Here is a 215-nt window from a genome sequence, read left to right as displayed (position 1 = left end):
CATAGACATAATGACTCCCACACGGTGTTAGCCTCCGCTTTTCGTGGGTTAGCTTAATTCAAAGCCAGAGCCATAATTAGTTTGTCTATCAACTAAACAGCAGAGGCTAACATGAATAAACATAGCATACTTTTTATCGGACTTGATACACATAAAGAATTCAATGAAGTCGCCTATATTGAAGAACATAGAGGTGCACAACCTGTTCACCTTGG

General features: G+C 39.5%; 1 pseudogene. It reads left to right on the top strand.

Annotated elements, in window-relative coordinates:
* Window positions 1-111: 111 nt before the first annotated feature.
* A pseudogene (locus H5200_RS23740) lies at window positions 112-215 on the top strand (IS110 family transposase); the annotation flags it as partial.

The organism is Pseudoalteromonas sp. SG43-7, from assembly GCF_014164295.1.
In the GTDB taxonomy this organism is placed as follows: Bacteria; Pseudomonadota; Gammaproteobacteria; order Enterobacterales; family Alteromonadaceae; genus Pseudoalteromonas; species Pseudoalteromonas rhizosphaerae.
The sequence above is the reverse complement of the archived record's forward strand: the minus strand, read 5'-3'. Positions and strand labels throughout refer to the sequence as shown.